16 protein-coding genes and 1 tRNA gene are annotated in these 19,903 nt (G+C 58.3%); 11 read left to right on the forward strand and 6 right to left on the reverse strand.

Going from position 1 to position 19,903, the window contains the following annotated elements:
- Nucleotides 1–691: 691 nt before the first annotated feature.
- Entirely contained in the window at nucleotides 692–874 is a 183-nt protein-coding gene (locus OPU96_RS19265; RefSeq protein ID WP_026067433.1) for a hypothetical protein, read from the reverse strand.
- Nucleotides 875–1,435: 561 nt separating this feature from the next.
- Here OPU96_RS19265 and OPU96_RS19270 point away from each other — a divergent pair.
- The 3 genes from OPU96_RS19270 (at nucleotide 1,436) to OPU96_RS19280 (ending at nucleotide 7,168) form a co-directional block, all read left to right on the forward strand.
- On the forward strand, nucleotides 1,436–5,377 hold the full coding sequence (locus OPU96_RS19270; RefSeq protein ID WP_498559518.1) for a response regulator: 3,942 nt from the start codon (nucleotides 1,436–1,438) through the stop codon (nucleotides 5,375–5,377).
- On the forward strand, nucleotides 5,370–6,485 hold the full coding sequence (locus tag OPU96_RS19275; protein ID WP_017530054.1) for an HD-GYP domain-containing protein: 1,116 nt from the start codon (nucleotides 5,370–5,372) through the stop codon (nucleotides 6,483–6,485). The genes OPU96_RS19270 and OPU96_RS19275 overlap by 8 nt, the downstream gene beginning before the upstream one ends.
- Nucleotides 6,486–6,739: 254 nt before the next feature.
- Nucleotides 6,740–7,168, forward strand: coding sequence for a hypothetical protein (locus OPU96_RS19280; RefSeq protein ID WP_159937157.1), 429 nt, complete (start codon nucleotides 6,740–6,742; stop codon nucleotides 7,166–7,168).
- Between the two features lie 57 nt (nucleotides 7,169–7,225).
- Here OPU96_RS19280 and OPU96_RS19285 read toward each other — a convergent pair whose 3' ends face one another.
- The 4 genes from OPU96_RS19285 to OPU96_RS19300 all read right to left on the reverse strand — a co-directional run bounded on the left by OPU96_RS19285 (nucleotide 7,226) and on the right by OPU96_RS19300 (nucleotide 11,042).
- Nucleotides 7,226–7,501, reverse strand: a complete 276-nt coding sequence (locus OPU96_RS19285) for a hypothetical protein (protein ID WP_068937301.1) — start codon at nucleotides 7,499–7,501, stop codon at nucleotides 7,226–7,228.
- Nucleotides 7,498–8,478 (reverse strand): integrase domain-containing protein, encoded by a 981-nt coding sequence (locus tag OPU96_RS19290; protein ID WP_104911668.1) that lies wholly within the window; start codon nucleotides 8,476–8,478, stop codon nucleotides 7,498–7,500. Before OPU96_RS19290 ends, OPU96_RS19285 begins: the two co-directional genes overlap by 4 nt.
- 987 nt (nucleotides 8,479–9,465) lie before the next feature.
- A complete protein-coding gene (locus OPU96_RS19295; protein ID WP_068937302.1) occupies nucleotides 9,466–10,794 on the reverse strand; it encodes a tyrosine-type recombinase/integrase in 1,329 nt (442 codons plus the stop codon).
- Between the two features lie 163 nt (nucleotides 10,795–10,957).
- Nucleotides 10,958–11,042 (reverse strand) — tRNA-Leu (locus tag OPU96_RS19300).
- Between the two features lie 108 nt (nucleotides 11,043–11,150).
- On the opposite strand from OPU96_RS19300, the gene queA reads away from it, so the two are divergent.
- The 6 genes from queA (at nucleotide 11,151) to OPU96_RS19330 (ending at nucleotide 17,224) form a co-directional block, all read left to right on the forward strand.
- Nucleotides 11,151–12,200, forward strand: a complete 1,050-nt coding sequence (queA, locus tag OPU96_RS19305; RefSeq protein WP_498559519.1) for a tRNA preQ1(34) S-adenosylmethionine ribosyltransferase-isomerase QueA — start codon at nucleotides 11,151–11,153, stop codon at nucleotides 12,198–12,200.
- Nucleotides 12,201–12,205: 5 nt separating this feature from the next.
- Nucleotides 12,206–13,321 carry a tRNA guanosine(34) transglycosylase Tgt gene (gene tgt, locus OPU96_RS19310; protein WP_003175976.1) on the forward strand — a complete coding sequence of 372 codons (1,116 nt, stop codon included), beginning with the start codon at nucleotides 12,206–12,208 and terminating at the stop codon, nucleotides 13,319–13,321.
- Nucleotides 13,322–13,364: 43 nt separating this feature from the next.
- Entirely contained in the window at nucleotides 13,365–13,703 is a 339-nt protein-coding gene (gene yajC, locus OPU96_RS19315; protein WP_003175975.1) for a preprotein translocase subunit YajC, read from the forward strand.
- Between the two features lie 62 nt (nucleotides 13,704–13,765).
- Complete coding sequence (gene secD, locus OPU96_RS19320; protein ID WP_305391486.1) at nucleotides 13,766–15,634, forward strand: protein translocase subunit SecD; 1,869 nt, start codon at nucleotides 13,766–13,768, stop codon at nucleotides 15,632–15,634.
- A 9-nt stretch (nucleotides 15,635–15,643) separates the two neighbouring features.
- Nucleotides 15,644–16,558, forward strand: a complete 915-nt coding sequence (secF, locus tag OPU96_RS19325; RefSeq protein ID WP_016977660.1) for a protein translocase subunit SecF — start codon at nucleotides 15,644–15,646, stop codon at nucleotides 16,556–16,558.
- Nucleotides 16,559–16,681: 123 nt separating this feature from the next.
- A complete protein-coding gene (locus tag OPU96_RS19330) occupies nucleotides 16,682–17,224 on the forward strand; it encodes a glycine zipper 2TM domain-containing protein (RefSeq protein WP_192299573.1) in 543 nt (180 codons plus the stop codon).
- 143 nt (nucleotides 17,225–17,367) lie between these two features.
- On the opposite strand, the gene suhB is transcribed toward OPU96_RS19330, so the two are convergent.
- Entirely contained in the window at nucleotides 17,368–18,183 is an 816-nt protein-coding gene (gene suhB, locus OPU96_RS19335; RefSeq protein WP_003175971.1) for a type III secretion system regulator SuhB, read from the reverse strand.
- A gap of 145 nt (nucleotides 18,184–18,328) precedes the next feature.
- Here suhB and trmJ point away from each other — a divergent pair, with 145 nt between their 5' ends.
- Nucleotides 18,329–19,099, forward strand: a complete 771-nt coding sequence (gene trmJ, locus OPU96_RS19340) for a tRNA (cytosine(32)/uridine(32)-2'-O)-methyltransferase TrmJ (RefSeq protein ID WP_498559520.1) — start codon at nucleotides 18,329–18,331, stop codon at nucleotides 19,097–19,099.
- Between the two features lie 3 nt (nucleotides 19,100–19,102).
- The gene (cysE, locus tag OPU96_RS19345; protein WP_226457737.1) at nucleotides 19,103–19,885 is read left to right on the forward strand and encodes a serine O-acetyltransferase; all 783 of its coding nucleotides are present in this window, start codon (nucleotides 19,103–19,105) and stop codon (nucleotides 19,883–19,885) included.
- The last annotated feature ends 18 nt before the right edge of the window (nucleotides 19,886–19,903 follow it).

The following is a 19,903-nucleotide window of genomic DNA, read 5'->3' on the forward strand; positions in this document are numbered from 1 at the left end:
GCAGTGAAACGATGCATCGCCGATGGTAGTGTGGGGTTTCCCCATGTGAGAGTAGGTCATCGTCAAGATTAAATTCCGAAACCCCATTTGCGAAAGCAGATGGGGTTTTGTTTTGGGCGCGAAAAAAGCCCAGTAAGGGCCGGTTGGTCCTTTCATCGACGTTTTCAGTCCCGGGCAAGTTTATGATTTTTGAGTGCGTTTCGGTCGCTGCTGGAGTCAATCTACCCGGCACTCCGAAGCGCTCTCCAGCGGGTCCTTGGGGGCTCGTAAGTGGCGATGAGCGGTAGGGGAAAGGGTCGTGTTGCCTTGAGGTGTCTGGGCGCTCCTGGGGAGGGCTCGGCACGATAGATCGCCTGCTAAAGGAAGGCTTGATGCGTTCCGCGCTTTTCTGCAGGCGAAAAAAAAGACCTTGAATTTCAAGGTCTTTTTTTAAGATGGTGCCCCGAGGGAGACTCGAATAATAGCATAACTGTATAATTAATATAGTTTTTTGCATGTGTACACTTCCACGTTGTACCGTGAAGTGTACACCCTACCAGCCTCCAATAAGGGCTGGTGTCGATGGAAGCCTGATTGGATTTCTCCATCCAATTTCCGACGAGCTGTGAATAATATCTACAAAAAATTGGTTACGGATAGACTCCCTGGTCTGCCAAAAAATGTCGAACTGATACATGGCGAACTTTCGCGATTAGTCGGGCGTCATGAGCACAGCAAGCGTTATCTTGATGAACTCCTCGTTTCGATCGATCGTGTCTAGGGCGCCCCGAACATTGTCGGCGACGTCCGCCGATCCGCGCATCTCTACCCAGTTCGAAAGCTCCATGATGGCGGCCTCCAGGGCGAGCTGGTTTTCGTTGATCTTAAATAGCAGGGAAGGGAGTAAGTCTGAGTTTGGCGTTGTGCAATCCTCCGTGAAATTTTCAGCGTAGCAGGAGGATTACTGACCTCGGTAGGGAGTTGCGCATGGTCGGAAGGACACCGGGAGGAGGGTGCATCCACAGTCGACTGCTGCCAGTCATGAAGGGCCGCAGTCGACCGATTCTGTTGAAAAAGTCGACCATGGTTTCCACGGCAGAAAAGTACGCGTCCGAGATTGAAATTTTTACTTTTGGCAGAGGTTTCCAGACGCAGATTTCACGCAGCAGCTTGCAAAAATGGTGTTCTCACTAGGCAATGGCCAGGCAGTTTTGGATAACCGACTTTTTCAACAGAATCGACCCGGAGCGGACATTGGCGAAACTTATGTGTACGAGTACTGAGTAAGCGTCCGGAAACTCACTTTCCGAACGGTAAGCACCAGTGGAAATTCGCTAGCTGGCCCAGTTTTTGTTGCTGGCGCTTGCTGTAGCGTATGCCTACACTCCAAAAGCCTATCGTACCAGTGTAGGAAGACGGACAAGCTCTGCAAGGGCGTTCACAAGGATATGTCGAGTTGGATCGTGAGCAATTACCTACCAGTAGATGCATTTTGAAAACAAAGCCGCGCTGGGGAGCGTTGCTTGCGCTGGGAGGCTTGTTGGTGCTGAGCATGCCATGCGTGGAAGCACGTACGCTGTCCCAGATTCGGGAAAGTGGCGTCCTGCGCATATGCGTGGCTGGCTCAAGCGCTTCCTTCTACCGGACCAATGCGGAGGCGTTCGCGCAATCACTTGGTTTACGCCCACAGGTAACGGAACTGCCGAGTTTCGATGCGCAGTTTCACGACGATCGGGGCGAGACCGTACGCGAGGCAAGCTACGACCCGAAGCTACTCGCCGACGGCAGCTGTGATCTTTATCCAAATGACTTGCAGATCGTCCCTTGGCGCGAAACGAAGATGTTGCTCGTGCCCTACTACCGGGTCCGCAACCTGGTCATCGCCCATCGCTCCAACCAGTCCCTGGGCAACGAGGTGTCTGATTTGCTCGGTCTGACGGCGGCAGTGCAGAAGGGCACGGGCTACGAGCAGTGGATCGATGAAGCCAACCGCGGTCCTCTCTCCAGTCAGCCGGTCAGAATAGTGTATGCGCCAACCGAACAGGCGGTGAAACTGGTCGCCGATGCGAAGGTGGATTTCACGGTGTTGGGTAGTGAAAGCGCGCTGCGCTGGGCTCGTGAAGATCCCGAACGTCTCTCCATTGCGTTTCCGGTCAGCGAAGCGACCAGCGTTGGGTGGGGTGTTGCGCGCAACGCGCCGGATCTCGCACGAGCGCTGGAGCAGTTCTTCCAGTCCAGCAATCGCATTGATTCGCCGCTCGATGCGAGCTGGCGGCGGTACTATCGCGTATCGCTCATGGAGTACCGGCTGTTCGAGGAGTCCCTCAACGAGGACGGCCTCGATATTAAAACCGTAATGAGCTGGGCGATACCGAGCTTGGTCGCGGTCCTGCTGTTGCTCGGCGCCATGCTGGCCTGGAACCGACGCCTCAACCGGGAAGTAGACGAGCGCAAGCGCGTTGCCGCAGAGCTAGCCGAGCGCGAGGCTTTCACCCGCGCGCTCATGGATACCAGCCCCGCCAGCCTGGTGCTGGCAGATCGGAACGGAGCTGTCAGGGAAGTAAGCCAACGCTTTTCACAGGCGACCGGTTATGTCAGCGAGGACCTGCTCGGGCGCAACGCCACGAGCCTGTATTTCGACCCTGAGGAGCGCGAACGCTTCCTCGAACTGCTGACACGAAACGGCAAGGTCGAAAACTTCGAGACCCGCCTGCTGCACAAAAATGGATCAATTCTCTGGGTTCTGGTCGGTGCATCATTCGTGACAATCCACGGTGAGACCCTGGTCGCCAGTTGGGTGCGCGATGTCACGGATCATCATGCGGCAGCAGTGGCGCTTAGCGAAGAACGCGCGCGGCTGCAGGCAATCCTCGATACGAGTCCAATCAACATAGCCTTTTCTACCCAGGGCGTGATCCGCTTCGCCAACCCCCGCTTTTGTGAAACGTTCGGCGTAGGCGTCGGTGACGCTGCTTCGCAGATTTACGCGAATGGGCATGATCGCGAAGCCATCGTCGAACGCCTCACGGACGACGGCATCGCAAAGGACCAGGAAGTACCGATGCGTGACCGGCAGGGGCGCGAACGCACCATACTTGTCACCTACCTGCCAATCCAGATCCAGGGGGAGCAAGGGCTGCTCCACTGGCTGCAGGACATCACCGAGCGCAAGGCAGTAGAGCAGGTGCAACAGCGGGCGAAGGAGATTGCTGAAGAGGCGACGCGGGCAAAAAGCGACTTCCTTGCAAACATGAGTCACGAAATCCGCACGCCCATGAATGCGATCATCGGCATGTCCTACCTTGCGCTGAAGACTTCGCTGGACCAGCGGCAGCGCGATTATGTCTCGAAGATCCACAACGCGGGCACTTCGCTGCTTGGCATCATCAACGACATCCTCGACTTCTCCAAGATCGAGGCCGGAAAGCTCAGCGTCGAGGCCGTGCCGTTTGAGATCGATGCGGTGCTCGACAACGTGTCCTCGCTGATTGCGCAAAAGGCCTACGACAGGGGTATTGAGCTGCTGTTCGACCGGGCGTCGGACGTTCCCGGGACGCTGCTTGGAGATCCGCTGCGCCTGGGCCAGGTCATCCTGAACCTGGTAGGCAATGCAGTGAAATTCACCGAGCATGGGCAGGTGACGGTCGTGGTTCGCAACCTGGGCCGCACCGGCGACAAAGTTCAACTGCAGGTTCGTGTACGCGATACCGGTATCGGCATGACTCCCGAGCAGGCCGGGCGACTCTTTGAGGCCTTTGCCCAAGCCGATAGCTCCACCACGCGACAATTCGGCGGTACCGGCCTGGGCCTTGCCATCTCGAAGCGCATCGTCGAGCTGATGAGCGGAACGATCGCGGTGGACTCCGAACCGGGCAACGGCAGCACGTTCTCTTTCAGCGTCTGGCTTGGTCTTGACCAGCACATGCGTACGCAGCGCCAGATTGTCCCTTCGGAGCTCGCCGGAGCGCGGGTCCTGGTCGTCGATGACAATGCCGACGCGCGCCAGATCCTTTCCGATATGCTTCGCGTAGCGGGACTTTCACCGGTCGCGGTGGCGTCAGGCGAGGCTGCTCTGCAGACCCTTCGCGCTGCGGCGGCCGACGACCCGTTCCGGGTGCTATTGGTGGATTGGCAGATGCCAGAGATGGATGGCATCGAGACGACGCGCCGGGCGCTTGGCCTGCAGCCTACATTGTACGCCGTCATGGTCAGTGCATTTGGGCATGACGAAATGCACGCCGCTGCGCAAGCGGTCGGCATTCGCGCGTTCCTGGTCAAGCCGGTCAACCAGTCCTCGCTGGTAGAGGTACTGGTCAACTTATTCGCGCCGCAAACGGGCGTGGTGGCGGTAACCGTACCCATTGCGCAGGCGCAGGTGCTCGCCGGAGTGCGCCTGCTCGTCGCGGAGGACAACGAAATCAACCAACAGATTGCCAGGGAGCTTCTCGAGGCTGCCGGTGCCCTGGTGGAAGTTGCCGGCAACGGCTGCGAGGCGCTGTCGATGTTGGCTGCAGCGCAATACGACGCGGTGCTGATGGACGTACAGATGCCGCAGATGGATGGTCTCGAGACGACCCGGCGTATTCGCGTCGAGCCTCACTGCGCACAGATCCCGGTGATTGCTATGACCGCACATGCCAGGGTCGAGGACCGGGAGCGCTGCATCGAGGCGGGCATGGTCGACCATGTGACCAAGCCCGTGGATCCGCAAGCACTCATCGCCACGGTTCTGCGCTGGGTCGTACCTCGGTCGGCGGCAGTGGAGCCGTCCAGCGTCGCATCGGGCGAGGAGCGCCTACCGGACATTCCAGGGCTAGATAGCGCCGACGGACTGAGGCGAGTGGCTGGCAATCGCCAGCTATACATCAAGCTGCTGGGTCAATTTGCCGACCGCAGGGCTTTGGAAGGGCAAGCGCTGGGGAACGCGCTGCGCGCGGGTGATCGGGCGACGGCCGAGCGAATGGCCCATACCGTTAAAGGCGTTGCAGGCAACCTCGGCTTCAGCGGCCTGCAAGTCATGGCCGGTAAGCTGGAAACCGCGATCAGGGCGCACGCCGAGTCGGACGCATTAGTGAATGAATTGATCGAAGCGCTCTCGCTGGCCGTGCATGCGATCCGCCAAGCGCTGGGTAGCGGCCAGGCAGCACCGGCGGTGGTATCGAGCGTCGACTGGGCACAGCATGCCATAGCGCTCATGCACCTGCTGGAGGCCAATGACGGAGCAGCGCCGGATTATATGGAGCAGTATGCGGATTCGTTGCGCGGAGCACTCGGCCAGGACAGTTTCGAGCAGTTGCTGAATGAGGTGAACAACTTTGACTTCGAGGCCGCACGGCTAACACTCAAACGTGCATCGACGGCCCGCGATACCCCGTGCTGGAGGGAGCATCATGAGTGAAACGCTAAACTACTCACTTAGCCCGATCATCCTCATTGTCGATGATACGCCGGAGAACATTACGCTGATCAATGGCCTGCTGAAGGACATCTACCGCACGCGGGTGGCCATCAGCGGTGAGCGCGCGCTGAAGGCAGCGGTGCAGGAGCCTCGCCCGGATCTGATTCTGCTCGACATCATGATGCCTGATCTGTCGGGGTATGAGGTGGCAGAGCAGCTCAAGCGCGATCCGCGCACCGCTGATATCCCGATCATCTTCATCACCGCCATGGCGACAATGGAAGACGAGATCCTGGGTTTGCAGATGGGCGCCGTGGACTACATCACCAAGCCGATCAATCCACCCATCGTGCTGGCACGGGTGGAAACCCAATTGAAGGTCAAGGCGGCCGCCGACTTTTTGCGTGATCAGAAGGCTTACCTTGAGCAGGAAGTTCAGCGCCGCACCGCCGAGGTCATCGCCATCCAGGATGTGACCATTCAGGCCATGACCTCGCTGGCCGAAACCCGCGACAATGAGACGGGTAACCACATTCGACGAACTCAGCACTACGTCAGACTACTGGCCGAGATGCTTCGCGAACATCCGAGGTTCCAGCATTTTCTCAATGACGAGAGCATCCGCCTGCTGTTCAAGTCGGCTCCACTGCATGACATCGGCAAGATCGGCATACCCGATGGCATACTGCTCAAGCCGGGGCGCCTCACGCCGGAAGAGTTCGAGACGATGAAGACCCATACGGTACTGGGACGCGATGCCATCCGGAATGCCGAAGAGCAGTTAGGCACCTCGGTGGCATTTCTGCGCCTTGCCAAGGAGATCGCCTACAGCCACCATGAAAAGTGGGATGGTACCGGTTATCCCGACGGGCTGAGTGCCGATGACATCCCCATCAGCGCCAGGCTCATGGCGGTGGCGGATGTCTATGACGCGCTGATTAGCCGACGCGTATACAAGAAGGGCATGTCACACGATCAGGCGCTGGAGATAATCCGCCAGGGATGTGCTACGCATTTCGATCCAGAAATCTGCGAGGTTTTCCTGGCCAACCATGAGCAATTCCAGGCTATCGCGGTGCGTTTTGCTGATAGCGGTCAGGATGGCTAATCAACGCGTCGCCGTGAAATCAATGCCCAGGGCTTTTGGTCATTTTTTTTGAGGTTTTGAAATACCCCGTAGAGGCAATGCGCACTCCATCGATCATTTGGCATCACATCTGCTTGAACGTCCGTCATGGGTCGTTTTCTGCCTCTCGCGATGGACAGAAAACGGCCAGAAGCGGACAGCGCTTACCTAGAGCTTTGCACGGTAAAAATACTCTAATAGCCTGCTGAACAAACTTCGCTCCTGGCCCTCAACATATGCTCCCTTCCGACATCGAAGAATGGCTCCAATCTAACTCTTCCTCTGGCTATAGAGCACATTTGCTAGCTCACCAAGCTGACGTCTGGTTTTACGTCACCACGTTGGAAATCGAGGGTACTGAGCTAGCCGATCTTTATTTTCGTCACGGCGCAATGCCTGTTCGGGGATGGTATGAGTTGATCGAAATCGATCAGGTTGAGCAGGTGACTACCTACGCGATCAACGAGCTTGGAGTACCAGTTGGTTATCTGGCTCTTACCGGAGTAGTGGGGCAAGGCATCGTGCTCTACAACCGCTCATCCCAAGCTGTGTTTGATGTAGAGTTCGGTCAGTTCGACCTTCTTCTAAAGGGCGAATTAGCACCTATCGCAACTACGTTTAGTGGCTTCCTCCGGTGGTGTCGTGACCGCGATCAGGACGACTAAAGCAATGGGGAGCGGAAATAGTTTTTCGTCCGCTTCTGGCCGTTTTCTGACCTTCGCTTAGTGGGTGAGCTGCCAGGATTTTCCTAGACGATGAGTGAGTAATTGTATGGTCAACAAATAGTAATAGCGCGTCGATTCAGTGCGCTGGTTTAGATGGTGATTCAAAAACCATGCAAGGTGTTTTCTCTGCCAAGTCCATGGATTGTCGCATTGCCAGCGCTCAGCGATCGCTGTTTGGATAGTCTTCGCCTGACGCAGGTGGCGTTGGCGTGTGGTGTGTGATCCGGTCAAGACGCCCGCCAGGAACAGCTCCATATCGAATGCCGTGTTCATGCTCGACCACCAATGTAAGCCGATACCACGCCGATACGGCCGTGCCCCAGCTCATAGTTGATTTGTACTCGGGCCTCCTGATCGAGGTGTCGGTTGAGCTGATAGCAATGGCCACCGTTGATAGGCGCGGGATGATGGGTGATTTGCTCGTAACGTTCGCATGCATAGGCTGCCCGCAATTCATGGAAGCCTTTGAGGTTGTTCTTATGGAGGATGTCCCGTGCGGGGCCGACGATTCCCTGCAAGAAATCGAGGTAGCGTTCGTTCGGTGCAAGCAGGTTGCGGCTATCGTCGGGCGAGACCTTTTCGGCAAACTTCAGTGCGTCCCGAATATGATCATCCTCCCCGATCCAGCGAGGTGCTGACGCGCCTGAACGGCCACCTTTGGTACCGTCCTGGATGTTGATCTTGCCGTATTGTTCGGCCTCATGCTTCAAGCGCGGAAGGTCGGCCAAAATCGCCTCGCGTAAGCGCATGCCTGTGGCTCGTGCCAGCTGCACGATGGCAGCCGCGCGCGGTAGTTGGTATTCGCAGAGCGCCTCGACGATCCGCTTCACCTGTTCACGATCCTGGCCTTGCGGGGCTGCTGTGCGGACGGTTGTGCGCTGCAGTCCTAAAGCCTTGCTCGGACTCGACACCTTCACATACTGATCACCTCGCAGCGCGGCCATGGTCCGATTCGCACTGGATAATCGGTTTTGTGCAGTCGCGATAGCGAGCTCACCTTGTTCAACTTGCTGGCGCAGATACCCGGCGTAGTCCAGCAAGGTCTGCCGATCAATTTGTCGCGCATCGTTAAACCCTGGTCCATCCTCCGACCGACACCAGCGTACAAACGCCTGCCAGCGATCACTGTGCGCCTTTACCGTGCCGTAATGCCCACCGCCGAACATGTCTTTCAACGCCTGCGGCCCGGCGTAGCTCAATTGCCGGCCATAGCCAAAATTGCGCTCGTCCCGTTTACCGACCAACGCCATGATCAAACTCCTCTCGAAGTCAAAACGTTGAAGCTTTTCCCCACGTCATCCCGCCAAGAATGTTGAGTGTTATCAGGGATCAAGGCCCCTGCGACCTGTGAGGGTTGTCCACTAACGCGGGACTGGCGGCTCTTTACGACCGGGAGCTTGGGCATCTCATGATCTGGCCTCCTGAACACCGTTACCGGTGGGCGGGTGGAGGCTGCACTGGCTGACGAGACCAGTGCCGCGAGATCCTGAGTCAGGTGAAGGCAGTGAAGCGATGACCGGGGCATGCCTGACTGTCAGTCAGGTGCAGTCAATCCCGTGGGCTGCAGCACCATCATCTGCATCGCTGTTGCTGGTGACTTCGGTGTTTGTCATGCCGATTGTCACGTGGGGAAATGCCGCAATGCCTTGTACGAGTTGGGTTGCAGTAGCGGTAGGAGCGCCCGTCTCTTTCCGGGAGAAAGAGACGGGCGCAGGTTGGCGCAATGAAATGGCCAAGCGGATAGGTTGCTGCAGGGCAGCTATGAAAGGGAATGAGTTGCCGCAGTGGGCACGCTGGTAAAAGTAGGCATCCATCACATCCCTGTGACCGTGCGAACCGCCGGACGCTAATCGCACTTTGGGAGAACCACCACGGTGTGGCGTAGCCTTAAAGGTTCTGGCTACCTGGGTTGCTGTCAACGACAGCGCTTTGCCCGATCTTTTCTACGCCTGTGGATAATTCGGGTCAAGTCTCGAGTTTTGGGAAGTTCTGCGGCGGTGGATGAAATTATCCACCGGTGGAAATCAGTGGTTTTCCACAGATAGCTGTATGGGCTTTAGGTTTTTTAAGTGAGGTCCATCCAAGCAGGGCGGCTTTGCAGCCCTGCTTGGATGGACCCGCGTGGAAGGCTGGGCTGTGAGATCTCACCGACTTACCAGTGTTGGAATGCGCCTCGGTAGTTTTGCAAGGCGATGATGTTGTCGTCGACCGGGTCGAATTGGTTAGGCGTCACGTGATCACTGAGTCGCCGTTGAGTCTGTCTCGATAGGCAACTTTTGGAGGTGATCATCTTTGTGTGCATGGGATGCTGTTAGAGGCGGTGCAGGAGGGCGTGCGAGGAACTGATTAACGCGAGTATCAAATTGATCGCGAAGGTTGGCTGTAATGCCTTCTTTGAGGGCGTCGAGATAGTCTGCATACCACTGCATCATGATCCGACGTTGCGGCAGGTATAGGGCTTGATTGTACTCGCCAGAGATGCCGCCCTCGACGTGAGCCAGCTGGCTTTCGACATGGTCCTTCAGCCAGCCATGTTCGCGCAGCAGCGTGCTTGCGGTATGACGAGTGCCATGGCTGACGAGTCGTCCTTTATAGCCGATCTTGGCGAACACCAGGTTGATCGTGTTTTCACTGATGACTGGCTGCTTTTCACCATTGCCTGGGAATAGATACCGACTGCGGCCAGTGCTTTGGTTCAGTTTGGTAAGCATGGCGATCAATTGATGAGGTAGAGGGCTGACGTAGTCTCTGCGCATCTTCATGCGGGCGGCCGGGATGGTCCATATCCCTTCCTCAAAATCGATTTCCTCCCATTTTGCGTAGCGAACCATGCCAGGGCGGCTCGCCGTCAGAATTGTCATCCATGATGCAATCCTCGCTGGTAGCCGGCTGGTGGTCTTGCTTAAGGCCCGGAGAAACTCAGGTAGTTCGTGTTCGTGCAGATGTGGGTAGTGTTGAGTGGGCGGTGGGGCTATCGCAATGGCATGGAGTTCGGAGGCTGGATTGTGTTCGCACAGGCCGCGTGCAATCGCTTGACTGAAAATCTGTTTCAGCCAGGTCCGGGTCTTGTCCGCAACATTGAAGGCGCCTCGTTTTTCGATGCAGGCCTGCAGTTTTGCGCAGTCGCTTCGCGTGATGAGCTCCAGTTGCTTCTCGCCGAGAGCGGGCAGTAGATCCTTATCGAGATAGTCGCGGATCTTCTTCAGCGTCGCGCTGCTGCGGCCGGAGTCCGATTTGAATTGGTACCAGTACTCCGCGGCTCGCCTGAAGGTGTTGAGCCCGGCCTCCTGCTGTCGCAGTTTGTCATCGCGGCGTTTGGCGCCGGGGTTGGTGCCTTGCTTGAGTAGGTTGCGGCATTCTGCAGCTCGTTCACGGGCTTCCTGTAAGGAGATATGCGGATACACGCCCAGTGACATGCGCGCCGCCCGCCCCTGATAGGTGTACCGGAAGTGCCAATACTTGCTGCCGTTGGGTTTCACCAGCAAGGCAAGACCCGAACTATCACTCAACGTGAACGGTCTGTCGGCAGGCTTGGACGCTTTGATTTGCAAGACGGTCAATGGCATCGCTGTACACCTCCGGTTCTCGAACTGGAATATGTACAGAAAATGTACCAAAAAGAGGCTGGCTTGCAAGAGAAGGGGGTGGAACCCCAGAGACCAAAAAGCCCGCAGTTAGCGGGCTCTAGGGGTGTTACGTAGACGGTGGTAGTCGTCTATGTACTGCAAATGGTGCCCCGAGGGAGACTCGAACTCCCACTCCTTTCGAAAACGGATTTTGAATCCGCCGCGTCTACCAATTCCGCCATCAGGGCTCAATGGCGGCGAAGTATAGAGATGAGATTACCGTTGGTCAATCACCTTTCATGGTCAATTTTCACTATTTCCGCTAGACTTCCCGGCCCTGCTAGACGAACTCCATCATGCGCGTTGCTGACTTTACTTTTGAGCTTCCTGATTCGCTGATCGCTCGCCATCCTTTGGCCGAGCGTCGCGCCAGTCGACTGCTGACCCTGGACGGGCCCAGCGGTGCCCTCGCACACCGTCAATTCACTGATTTGCTGGAGCAATTGCGCCCAGGCGATCTGATGGTGTTCAACAATACCCGGGTGATTCCGGCGCGGCTGTTTGGCCAGAAAGCTTCCGGCGGCAAGCTGGAAATCCTGGTAGAGCGCGTACTGGACAGCCATCGTGTGCTGGCCCATGTGCGCTCCAGCAAGTCGCCGAAACCGGGCTCCTCCATCTTGATCGATGGTGGTGGCGAAGCCGAGATGGTGGCGCGCCATGACGCACTGTTCGAACTCAAGTTCGCAGAAGAGGTGTTGCCTCTGCTGGAGCGTGTCGGCCATATGCCGTTGCCACCCTATATCGATCGCCCCGACGAAGACTCGGACCGCGAGCGGTACCAGACCGTCTACTCGCAGCGCCTGGGTGCCGTTGCCGCGCCGACCGCCGGGCTGCATTTCGACCAGCCACTGCTGGATGCGATTGCCGCCAAGGGCGTCGAGACCGCCTATGTGACCCTGCACGTGGGGGCCGGCACGTTTCAGCCGGTGCGTGTGGATAACATCGAAGACCACCACATGCACAGCGAGTGGCTGGAAGTCAGCCAGGAAGTTGTCGACGCTGTGGCCGCCTGCAGGGCGCGTGGCGGGCGAGTGGTCGCGGTAGGCACCACCAGCGTGCGCTCCCTGGAAAGCGCGGCACGTGATGGCGTGCTCAAGCCGTTCAGCGGCGACACCGACATCTTTATCTTCCCGGGCCGACCGTTCCATGTGGTCGATTGCCTGGTCACCAATTTCCATCTGCCCGAATCCACGCTGTTGATGCTGGTCTCGGCATTTGCCGGCTACCCGGAAACCATGGCCGCTTACCAGGCCGCCATCGCCAACGAGTACCGTTTTTTCAGCTACGGTGATGCGATGTTTATCACCCGCAACCCGGCGCCACGCGGCCCAGAGGAACAACTATGAGTCGTATGTCGTTTGAATTGCTCGCTACCGACGGCAAAGCCCGTCGCGGTCGCCTGACTTTCCCGCGCGGCACCGTGGAGACCCCGGCGTTTATGCCGGTCGGCACCTATGGCACCGTCAAGGGCATGTTGCCGCGCGACATCGTCGCCACCGGCGCCGAGATCATCCTCGGCAACACTTTCCACCTGTGGTTGCGTCCGGGCACGGAAGTGATCAAGAAGCATGGCGACCTGCACGACTTCATGAAGTGGCAAGGCCCGATCCTCACCGACTCCGGTGGTTTCCAGGTGTTCAGCCTGGGGGCCATGCGCAAGATCAAGGAAGAGGGTGTGACCTTCGCCTCGCCGGTAGACGGTTCCAAAGTGTTCATGGGCCCGGAGGAGTCGATGCAGGTGCAGCGCGACCTGGGCTCCGACATCGTGATGATTTTCGACGAGTGCACACCGTACCCGGCCGATGAGGACGTCGCGCGGATCTCCATGGAGCTGTCCCTGCGTTGGGCCCAGCGCTCGAAGAACGCACATGGTGACAACACCGCGGCGCTGTTCGGCATCGTCCAGGGGGGCATGCACGAAAGCCTGCGCAAACGCTCGCTGGAAGGCCTCGACAAGATCGGCTTTGACGGCCTGGCCATCGGCGGCTTGTCGGTTGGCGAGCCCAAGCACGAGATGATCAAGGTGCTGGATTATCTGCCGGGCCTGATGCCTGCTGACAAACCTCGTTACCTTATGGGCGTTGGCAAACCGGAAGATCTCGTAGAGGGTGTGCGCCGCGGTGTGGACATGTTCGATTGCGTGATGCCAACCCGTAATGCCCGCAATGGGCATCTGTTCATCGATACAGGCGTGCTGAAGATCCGTAACGCGTTCCATCGCCATGATGATTCGCCGCTGGATCCCACCTGTGATTGCTACACCTGCCAGAACTTCTCCCGTGCTTATCTGCACCATCTGGACAAGTGTGGGGAAATGCTGGGTAGCATGTTGAATACCATCCACAATTTGCGTCACTACCAAGTCCTGATGGCTGGTTTGCGCGAGGCTATTCAACAGGGTACATTGGCCGCCTTCGTCGATGCCTTCTATGCCAAGCGCGGGCTTCCTGTGCCGCCCTTGGACTGAGTTTTCCGACCCTAAGATTCACTATTTGCAACTGGAGTGCTAAATGAGCTTTTTTATCTCTAACGCCATGGCTGATGCCGCTGCGCCTGCCGCTGCCGGTCCTATGGGCGGTGGTTTCGAGTGGATTTTCCTGGTCGGCTTCCTGGTCATCTTCTACCTGATGATCTGGCGCCCACAGGCCAAGCGCGCCAAAGAGCAGAAAAACCTGCTGGGCAGCCTGCAGAAAGGTGACGAAGTCGTGACCACTGGCGGCATCGCCGGCAAGATCACCAAGGTTTCCGATGCTTTCGTGGTACTGGAAGTTTCCGACACTGTGGAAATGAAGTTCCAGAAGGGCGCCATCGCCGCCACGCTGCCAAAAGGCACGCTCAAAGCGATCTAAGTAACAACCTTTACCAATCGACGGGGCGCGCAAGGCGCCCCGCGTCATAAGCGGGCGGCGTGATGCTGAACAAATACCCTCTGTGGAAATACGTACTGATCCTGGCGGTGCTGGCGATCGGTTTTATTTATTCCGCTCCCAATCTCTACCCTGATGACCCTGCGATCCAGATCACTGGCGCCAGCACTTCGCTGCAGGTCAATCAGGCTGATCTGGAACGCGCGAGCAAAGCGCTCACTGACGCAGGTATCCAGGTCAAGGCGGCAACGTTGGCAGCTGATGCGAAGGGCGGCTTGTTGCGCCTGACCAAGCAAGAAGACCAATTGCCGGCCAAAGATGTCGTGCGCAAGGTCATGGGTGACGACTACGTTGTCGCGCTCAACCTGGCACAGACCACGCCAAAATGGCTGCGCAGCATTGGCGCGCACCCGATGAAGCTGGGTCTGGACTTGTCCGGTGGTGTGCACTTCCTGCTGGAAGTCGACATGGACAAGGCCCTCGACGCACGCCTGAAAGTCTATGAGGGCGATGTGAAGAGCCTGCTGCGCAAAGAGAAATTGCGTTATCGCAGCCTGCCGCAGCTCAACGGTGCCATCCAGCTGGGCTTCTCTGACGAGGCTTCCCGCGAACAGGCCCGTGCACTGGTACGCAAGAACTTCACCGATTTCGACATCGTACCGGCCGACCTGAACGGTCAACCTGTACTGCGTCTGGCGATGACCCCGGCCAAGCTGGCGGAAATCCGCGAATACTCCATCAAGCAGAACTTGACCACGGTACGTAACCGCGTCAACGAACTGGGTGTGGCCGAGCCGATCGTTCAGCGCCAGGGTGCCAACCGCATCGTGGTTGAATTGCCGGGCGTACAGGACACTGCTGAAGCCAAGCGTATCCTGGGTAAAACCGCCAACCTGGAATTCCGCCTGGCCGCTGAGCCGGGAGCTTCCAAGGCCACCTCCGAGGAATTCGAGTTCCGCGAAGGCAACCGCCCGCCTGCACTGATCGAGCGTAGCCTGATCATCACCGGTGACCAGGTGACCGACGCCAAAGCCGGTTTCGGCGAGCACGGCACGCCTGAAGTGAACATCCGCCTGGATGGCCACGGTGGTGAACTGATGAGCCGCGCCACGCGCAGCAACGTCGGTCGCAGCATGGCGGTCATCTTCATCGAGCAGCGTCCGGTCACCACCTACACCAAGCAAGTGGTCGACGGTGTAGAGAAAGATGTGCCGGTACAGTCCTTCAAGGAAGAGAAGAAGATCATCAGCCTGGCGACCATCCAGTCGCCGCTGGGTGCTCAATTCCGCATCACTGGCCTGAACGGTCAGGGCGAGTCGTCCGAACTGGCGCTGTTGCTGCGTGCCGGCGGCCTGGCGGCGCCGATGTACTTCGCTGAAGAGCGCACCATTGGCCCGAGCCTGGGTGCCGACAACATCACCAAGGGTATCGATGCGGCCTTGTGGGGCATGCTGTTCGTGTCGCTGTTCATCATCGCCATCTATCGCTTCTTCGGCATCATCGCCACCGTGGCCCTGGCGGGCAACATGGTGATGCTGCTGGCTCTGATGTCGCTGCTGGGCGCTACACTGACCCTGCCAGGTATCGCCGGTATCGTACTCACCATGGGGATGGCGGTAGACGCCAACGTGCTGATCTTCTCGCGGATCCGTGAAGAGATCGCCGCCGGCATGACCGTACAGCGTGCAATCAACGAAGGCTTCGGCCGGGCATTTACCGCGATTCTCGACTCCAACCTGACCACCTTGCTGGTCGGCGGGATTCTCTTTGCCATGGGCACTGGCCCGGTCAAAGGTTTTGCGGTGACCATGTCCCTCGGTATCTTTACCTCGATGTTCACGGCCATCATGGTGACCCGCGCAATGGTCAACCTGATCTTTGGCGGGCGTGACTTCAAGAAGTTGTGGATTTAAGGGGCTGCCATGTTACGTACAATCAACTTCATGGGCGTTCGCAACGTTGCGTTCGGCGTCACTGTGCTCCTTACCGTTCTGGCGTTGTTCAGCTGGTTCCATAAGGGCTTGAACTACGGTCTGGACTTCACCGGCGGTACGCTCATCGAGCTGACCTACGAGAAGCCCGCCGACGTCACCCTGGTGCGCAACGAGCTGGTCAAGGCCGGCTATCACGAAGCCATCGTGCAGAGCTTCGGTGCAACCACCGACCTGCTGGTGCGTATGCCGGGCGAAGACCCGCAACTGGGTCACCAGGTAGCCGAGGCCTTGCAGAAGGTCGGCGGCGACAACCCGGCGTCGGTCAAGCGTGTCGAGTTCGTCGGCCCGCAGGTGGGTGAAGAACTGCGCGACCAGGGCGGCCTCGGCATGCTGATGGCGCTGGTCGGCATCATGATCTACCTGGCGTTCCGCTTTCAGTGGAAGTTTGGCGTCGGCGCGATCGTGTCGCTGATCCACGACGTGATCGTGACTGTGGGTATCCTGGCGTACTTCCAGGTTACCTTCGACCTGACCGTACTGGCAGCCGTGCTGGCGATCATTGGTTACTCCCTCAACGACACCATCGTGGTATTCGACCGGGTTCGTGAGAACTTCCGCGTACTGCGCAAGGCGTCGTTGATCGAGAACATCAACATCTCCACCACCCAGACTCTGCTGCGGACCATGGCGACATCGATCTCCACCTTGCTGGCGATTGCCGCGCTGATGATCTTCGGTGGCGATAACCTGTGGGGCTTCTCCCTGGCGCTGTTCATCGGCGTTCTGGCGGGTACCTACTCGTCGATCTACATCGCCAACGTGGTGCTGATCTGGCTGAACCTCAACAGCGAAGACCTGATCCCTCCGGCCAGCACTGGCAAGGAGGTCGACGACCGCCCTTGATAGGCCGTTGTTGATCCGCTGTGACAAGAAAGGCACGAGTATTGAACTCGTGCCTTTTTTTTTGCTCCAAGGCTGGGTATAGCGCGGACGTTTCCGTCCGTTTGTGATGGTCAGGAGGTTCATGTGAACAAGTCGTTGCTGGTTGGTGCGGTATTGGGTGCTGTCGGTGTGACTGCCGGGGGTGCTTTTGCCACCTATAGCCTGGTAAAAAGCGGCCCTGAGTATGCGCAAGTGCTGGCGGTGCAGCCGGTGAAAACCCAGATCAAGACACCACGCGAGGTCTGCAAGGACGTCGCTGTGACCCGGCAGAAGCCGGTACAGGATCAACATCAAATAGTCGGCACCGTGGTCGGTGCGCTGGCCGGTGGTCTGTTGGGCAACCAGGTCGGCGGCGGTAACGGTAAAAAGCTGGCCACCGTGGCCGGCGCGGTCGGTGGCGGTTATGCCGGTAACAAGGTTCAGGAAGGCATGCAGAACCGCGATACCTACACCACCACGCAAACCCGCTGTAACACCGTCAATGACATTAGCGACAAAGTGGTCGGTTACGACGTGCGTTACAACCTGGATGGCAAGGAAGGCACCGTGCGTATGGATCGCGATCCGGGTGGCCAGATTCCTGTGGATAAAGAAGGGCGTCTGATCCTCGGCCAGAATCAGCAGTAACCCATAAGCCTGGTGCAGTTCAAAATGTGGGAGCGGGCTTGCCCGCTCCCACATTGAGTATGTGTTGTGGCAGGAAATACAGCATTACCGCAATCCCAGGCAAAAAAAAGCACCCCGAAGGGTGCTTTTTTGTGCTCGCTCGCTTAGCGCTTCAGCGAAGCTGGCAGGTGCGGCTGGATTGCCGTCAATACTGCCTTGAAGCATTTGGTGTTACCCGCAACCACGTGACCTTTCTCAAGGAAGTCGTGACCGCCAGTGAAGTCACTCACCAAGCCGCCTGCTTCCTGGATCAGCAGGGCGCCTGCAGCCATGTCCCACTCGGACAGGCCCGACTCCCAGAACGCATCAAACCGGCCGGCGGCCACGTAGGCCAGGTCCAGGCTCGCTGCGCCAGCGCGGCGGATGCCGGCGGTCTGGCCAACCAGGGCGCGGAACATGCCCAGGTAGTTTTCCAGGTTGTCCATCTGATCGTCACGGAACGGGAAGCCGGTACCCAGCAGGGCGCCGTCCAGGCTGGTGCGGCCGCTGACCCGCAGGCGACGGCCATTGAGTTGGGCGCCACGGCCACGGCTGGCGGTGAATTCTTCCTGACGGACCGGGTCCAGTACGACTGCGTGTTCCAGGCGGCCACGGTATTTGCACGCGATGCTCACGGCAAAGTGTGGAATGCCGCGCAGGAAGTTGGTGGTGCCATCCAGTGGGTCGATGATCCACAGGTAGTCTTCGCCTTCGCCGCTACCTTTGTGCAAACCGGTTTCTTCACCGAGGATGCCGTGGGTAGGGTAAGCCTTGCGCAGCGCGTCGATGATTTTCTGTTCGGCGGCGCGATCCACCTCGGATACGTAATCCTTGGCGTCTTTTTCGTCGACCTTGATGGTATCCAGGCGCTCGATGGAGCGGAAGATCAATTCACTGGCGCTGCGGGCGGCGCGCAGCGCGATATTCAGCATGGGCTGCATGGATGTGTCACCTAAGGTTGTTAAAGAAAGCCGGGCATTCTAGCAGAAACTTTCTTCAGGTGAAGGACGACGTTCGCTTTCATGGCATAACCTTAGGCGGTTCTGTAAGATTTGCTCCCCTTTCCTGTGTCCGAGAGCGCCTCCCTTGCTGCAAAACATTCGTGTCGTCTTGGTCAATACCAGTCATCCCGGCAATATCGGCGGGGTGGCGCGAGCCATGAAAAACATGGGGCTGACGCGCCTGGTGCTGGTCGAGCCGCGCGTGTTCCCGCACCACGAGGCCGATGCCCGCGCTTCGGGCGCCAATGACATCCTTGCAAATGCACAGGTGGTCGCCACGCTGGAAGACGCCTTGGTCGGCTGCAACCTGGTGCTCGGCACCAGCGCCCGCGACCGCCGCATCCCCTGGCCGTTGCTGGATCCGCGCGAATGCGGAACCAAAGTGGTGGAGGAGGCCGCTGGTGGCGCCGAAATCGCCCTGGTATTCGGTCGTGAAGATTCCGGCCTGACCAATGACGAGCTGCAGCGATGTCATTACCACGTACACATTCCATCAGATCCCGAGTTCAGTTCCTTGAACCTTGGGGCGGCGGTGCAGGTGTTGACTTACGAAGTGCGCATGGCCTGGCTGGCCGCTGCTGGCCAGCCGAGCAAAGTGGAAAAGGAAGAAGTCGCTTCGACCAAAAGTGGCGAGCTGGCCACCATGGACGAGCTGGAGCGGTTCTATGAGCACCTGGAGCAAACCCTGGTGGACATCGAGTTCCTCGATCCTGAAAAACCACGGCACTTGATGGCGCGCCTGCGTCGCTTGTACGGACGCAGCTCGGTCAGCCGGGCGGAAATGAATATATTGCGTGGCATCCTCACGGAAACCCAGAAAGCGGCCCGTGGTGAGCTTCTAAAGCGGAAGGATTAAAAAATGTTCGAGCGTTTGCGAGAAGATATCCAAAGTGTTTTCCACCGGGACCCGGCGGCGCGCAACGCCTTTGAAGTGCTGACCTGCTACCCGGGCATGCACGCTATCTGGATTCACCGCTTGTCCAGCGCGTTGTGGGGCATGGGCTGGAAATGGCTGGCGCGGCTGGTGTCGAACTTCGGGCGCTGGATGACCGGGATCGAGATTCATCCGGGGGCCAAGGTGGGGCGTCGCTTCTTTATCGACCATGGCATGGGCATCGTTATCGGCGAGACCGCAGAAATCGGCGACGACGTGACGCTCTACCAGGGTGTGACCCTTGGCGGCACCAGCTGGAACAAGGGCAAGCGCCATCCGACCCTGGAGAATGGTGTGGTGGTTGGAGCGGGCGCCAAGGTGCTCGGCCCGTTTACCGTTGGTGCCGGCGCGAAGGTCGGGTCCAACGCCGTCGTGACCAAGGCCGTGCCGCCTGGCGCCACCGTTGTCGGCATTCCCGGGCGCATTATCGTCAAGCCCGAAGTCGGCGACGAGCAGGAAGCCAAGCGCAAGGCCATGGCCGAGAAGATCGGCTTCGATGCCTATGGCGTCAGCGAAGATATGCCTGACCCGGTGGCGCGTGCCATCGGCCAGTTGCTCGATCATCTGCAAGCGGTGGACGGCAAGCTGGAGGGTATGTGCGGTGCGTTGAAGGATCTGGGGAGTCCTTACTGTGCGAAGGAGCTGCCTGAGTTGCGCGAAGAAGACTTCGCCGAAATCAAGGACGAAGCGGCTACCAAGGCTGGCTAGTTCCAAAGGCCAATACAT

The sequence above is a fragment of the Pseudomonas sp. RP-B7 genome, from assembly GCF_059803535.1.